This is a genomic window from Promicromonospora kroppenstedtii DSM 19349 (genome assembly GCF_000515355.1).
GTDB lineage: Bacteria > Actinomycetota > Actinomycetes > Actinomycetales > Cellulomonadaceae > Promicromonospora > Promicromonospora kroppenstedtii.
Genome location: NZ_KI911686.1, coordinates 82,813 through 87,361, shown reverse-complemented (window position 1 = coordinate 87,361; position 4,549 = coordinate 82,813). Strand labels below are relative to the sequence as shown.

General features: G+C 73.4%; 4 protein-coding genes. All 4 read right to left on the bottom strand.

The annotated features are described in order from the left end of the window. On the bottom strand, positions 1 to 1,236 hold a 1,236-nt coding region (locus PROKR_RS15040; protein ID WP_036964449.1), incomplete at its 3' end, for a Gfo/Idh/MocA family protein. A gap of 137 nt (positions 1,237 to 1,373) precedes the next feature. After that, positions 1,374 to 2,414 (bottom strand): 3-oxoacyl-[acyl-carrier-protein] synthase III C-terminal domain-containing protein, encoded by a 1,041-nt coding sequence (locus PROKR_RS15035; RefSeq protein WP_051433023.1) that lies wholly within the window; start codon positions 2,412 to 2,414, stop codon positions 1,374 to 1,376. Positions 2,415 to 2,418: 4 nt separating this feature from the next. Next, positions 2,419 to 3,033, bottom strand: a complete 615-nt coding sequence (locus PROKR_RS15030) for a SprT-like domain-containing protein (RefSeq protein ID WP_036964448.1) — start codon at positions 3,031 to 3,033, stop codon at positions 2,419 to 2,421. A gap of 124 nt (positions 3,034 to 3,157) precedes the next feature. Next, on the bottom strand, positions 3,158 to 4,549 hold a 1,392-nt coding region (locus PROKR_RS15025; protein WP_157602147.1), incomplete at its 5' end, for an FAD-binding oxidoreductase.

The following is a 4,549-nucleotide window of genomic DNA, read 5'->3' as shown; positions in this document are numbered from 1 at the left end:
CGCGTCGCCGCCGCCGTGCCCGCCGCCGCCGCGCACGATCGGCCGCTCCTCGGCACGCTCCCAGTGCCGCTGCACCACGAGCCGCTCGCCGATGGGCCGCACCACGTCCTCCTCGAACACCTCGGTGGCGCTCGGGTCGAGGATCGCGGCCCGGCCGTCGCCGAACTCCACGGAGCCACGCTCGACGACCTCCAGCTCCGCCCGGCCGCGCGTGCCGTTGACCACCACGCGGTAGCCCTCCCACGGCGAGTGGGCGGTGAGCGAGTAGGTCATCAGCGCGCCGCCCTCGTACTCGACGACCAGCCCGAGCGTGTCCTCGGTGGTGATACCCGCGTCGAAGACCGACCGGTTGCGCACGTAGCCGTCCACCGCCTGGGCCTCCGGCCCGTACAGGGCGGACAGCCACTCGTTGTTCTCCACGTCGAGCTGCCAGGGATCGATGCCGACGTCGTTCAGGGCGCGCTCGCCGGCCGTGGGCTCGTAGCCCGTCTCGTGGGCGCCGTCGTCGCCGTAGAAGCGCCGTCCGCCCGAGGCGAAGACGCGCCGCGGCACGCCGTCGATCCACCAGTTGACCAGGTCGAAGTGGTGGCTCGACTTGTGCACCAGCAGGCCGCCGTTGTTCACCTTCTCGCGGTGCCAGCGGCGGAAGTAGTCGGCGCCGTGCACGGTGTCCAGCGCCCAGTCGAAGTGGACCGACAGCACGCGCCCGATCTCACCGCTGGCGATCACCTCGCGCAGCGCGCTGTTGCGGGGCGAGTAGCGGTAGTTGAACGTCGTGACCAGGTCGCGGCCCGTCTCGGCCACGGCGTCGACGATCTGCCGGGCCTGGTCGGGGTGCGCCGCGATGGGCTTCTCCACGACGACGTCGGCGCCGGCCCGCAGGGCGCGGGTGACCAGGTCGGCGTGGGTACGGTCGACCGAGGTGACGATCACGCGGTCCACGGAGTGCTCCGCGATCGCCTTCTCCAGGTCGTCGGGCTGGTACACGGGGCGGATGCCGCCGAGCGCGGCCGCGACCCGCGCCTCGTAGGCCGCGGCGCGCACAGGGTTGGGCTCGACCCAGGCGACGATCTCGCCGTCGGGGGCGTGCGTGCCGATCAGGGCGTCGACGTACATCGACGCGCGGTGCCCGGTACCGACCACCGCGTAGCGGCGGCGGCCCTCGGGCAGCGGCCCCGACGGCGGAACGGGCTCATGGGTCGGACCGGTGATCGGCTCGGTGGTCGGCTCAGGCATCGGTGGAGAGCTCCTTCGGTCGTCGTCGACGTCGGGTGGATGGGATTGAAACGATACGACGCTGGGAAAGCGCTGTCCATGCCCTCCCGGCCACGTATCGTCCCGATCCCGGCAACCACCTGCCGGGTCGGAACCGGTCACCGCTCCGGTGTGATCACCACCTGGCCGGCCCACGCGAACCCGCCGCCGAACCCGAACAGCAGCGCGGGCACGCCCGCCGGGATCTTGCCCGCGTGCCACCACTTGGACAGCCCCAGCGGGATCGACGCCGCCGACGTGTTGCCCGACTCCGTGATGTCCGTCACGACGACCTTGCCCTCCATGCCGAGCGCCTTGGCCAACGGTTCGATGATCCGCAGGTTGGCCTGGTGCGCCACGAGCACCTCGATGTCGTCGAGGCTCAGCCCGGACGCCGCCACGACGTCCCGCGCCCGGTCGGCGGCCCGCGTGATGGCCCACTTGAACACCGAGCGGCCGTCCTGCTGGAACTTGACCTCGGGCGCCTCGATCCGCACCGCGGGCGTCAGCTCCGGCTCGGTGCCCCACACGACGGGCCCGACGGCGGGCGCGTCCGCCGCCTGGAGCACGGCCGCGCCCGCGCCGTCCGCCGTGAGGATGCAGGTCGAGCGGTCGGTCCAGTCGGTGTACGCCGTGAGCTTCTCGGCGCCGACCACCAGCGCGGTGCGCGCGGAGCCGGTGCGGATGGCCTGGTCGGCCACCCCGATGCCGTGCGCGAACCCGGAGCACGCCACGTTGAGGTCCAGCGCCGCCGGACCCACGACGCCGCGCAGGTCCGGCGCCTCCTCGCCCTCGGGCGTGGAGGCACCGGGCTGGACGCCGGTGTGCAGTGCGTAGGCGACCCGGCCCGCCGTGTTCGGCGAGCGGTCGTCGTTCGTGGCGGTCGCGACGATCACCAGGTCGACGTCGGCGGCGGTCAGGCCGGCGTCGGCCAGCGCATGCTCGGCGGCCGCCGTCGCCATGTCGGCGACGGTGACGTCGTCCGCGGCGACGTGCCGCGTCACGATGCCGGTGCGCGACCGGATCCACTCGTCGTTGGTCTCGACCCGCTGCGCGATGTCGTCGTTCGTGAGCGTGCGCGGTGGCTGGTGGTGCCCCAGACCGACGATGCGGGAGCCGGCTGCGCCGGGCGGGAGAGTGAGAGCGGACGACGTAGCCATGAGGTCAACGTAGCGCGCCGAGGTCGAACGGCTCCATGACGGTGCCGGACGCCCGCTCCCGTGCGGCCCGTGCCACGCGCTCCTCGGCGCCCGGCCCGGTGGCCGGAGCCTCGCCCACCTCGCGGAACGCTCCGCGCAGCTGGCTGTCGTACCGCTCCCCCATCGCCGCGTTGCGCCCCTTGTAGGTCCAGGCGATGAGGTTGGCCAGGGCGAACCGGGGCCCGCACGAGCGGCAGGACATGATGCCGGACGGCCGCCGGAACCGGGTGGCCCGGTGGCCGGACGGGCACGTGCCCACCCATGGCCCGTCGATCGACGGCGCCGACGGGTCCACGCAGCGCCGTCCGGAGCACCCGATCCGCACCGCCACCTCGCGCCAGGCCGGCCCGTGCTTGGCCTTGGGACCCGCGAGAGCGTGCGCCACCTCGTGCAGGATGGTGTCCCGCACCTCCCGCTCGTCGTGGATGCGGGTGAGCGGCGCCGACAGGCTGATGCGCTGTTTTCCGTAGCTGCACATCCCGGCGCGCCGCACGGCGTCGTCGAACTCGAACGTCCAGGCCTTCAGCCCGTGCTGGTCCATCAGTTCGCGCGCAAGGCGCGAGGCGGCGACAAGGTTCATCGGTTCCCCTGCGGTGGTGTGGCGGTCAGATCGCGTCCGGCTGAACCGGACGCGATCGAACCTACGGGTTCTCACCCACGCGCGGGTGAAGTTATCCACAACCATGCGTGACAAGGCGGACGAGTCAGGCGTCGCTTCCCGAGCAGACCTCCGCCGGTTCCGCCGGCGGGATCGGGAAGTTGGTCCGGAACACGTTCGACGGATCGTAGACCGCCTTCACCCGACGCAGTCGCGTGAGGGTCGGCTCCGGGAACGCCTCCAGCAGCCGCTCGGGCCTGCTGTCGGTGTCGAAGGACAGGTACGAGCCGTCCATCATGGGCCCGATCTCGCCGTCCCACGCCTGGTTGAGCCGGTCCTGGTCGCTCGCGAGCGCCGAGAGCGCGAAGTTCTGGTGCCGGTGCGCGTACGCCGTGGCGTCGGGCGCGACGTCGTGGGCCGCGCCGCCGGTCGCCCGGATCGAGGTGAAGTACGACTCACCCGAGGCGAGCAGGCGCTCGATCGCGCGGCTCGTGCCTTGGTCCAGGTGCGTGAGCAGGCCGGACCGCGCCGACGGGTCGCCGCCGCCGGAGTGGTGGGCGTCCTCCTTGCGCACCACGCCCGAGTACGGCAGGAGCTGGGCCTGGTGCCCGAGCAGCGGGCCGGCGTCGGCCAGCAGCTCGAGCTGGGCGATGGCCTCGTCCGGGTCGGCGTCGGCACCCTCCGCGGCGAACACGGTCATGAGCTGTGCCATCGGCGGCTGCCCGCGCCGCCCCGAGCCCAGGATCATGAACGACGTGAGCCCGCGCGGCGCGGCCTCGACGGTGGCACCCCACCGCTCCAGCAGGCCCGCGGTGTCGGTGGCGTCGAGCGTCATCTGCGAGAAGACGACGTCCCCGACAGCGCCGGCCTCGATCTCGATCCAGGTGACCACGCCCATGTTGCCGCCGGCGCCGCGGAGCGCCCAGAACAGGTCGGGGTGCTCGTCACGGGAGGCGTGCAGCACGCGGCCGTCGGCCGTGACCACCTCGGCGGCCACGACGTGGTCGATCGTCAGGCCCTGCAGCCGGCCCAGGAACCCGATGCCCCCGGTGGTGGCGAGCCCGCCCACGCCGACGCCGCCGTAGTCGCCCGAGGTGATGGCCCAGCCGCGCGGCGCGAGCACCTCGGCGACCTCGCCCCAGGTGGCCCCGGCGCCGATCCGCACCCGGCGCGTGGCCTCGTCGACCACCTCGACCGAGCGCATGCGGCTCAGGCTGAGCACCACGCCGCCGTCGTTCGTGGACCGGCCGGAGATGCCGTGCCCGGCCGAGCGGACGGCGAACTCGACGTCCTGCTTCTGCACCCAGGCGAGCCCGGAGGCGACCTCGTCCACGCCCTGCGGCCGCAGCACCAGGCCCGGCGCGCCGGAGCGCAGGTAGTTGTGCCGCACCGCGCCGTACTCGCGGTCGCCGGGCTCCACGGCGTGCGCGGCCAGCTCCGGTGGGAGGGTGTCGTAGTCGATCCCGTCGCGGCGCGCCGCCAGGGCGGCCGTACCCCG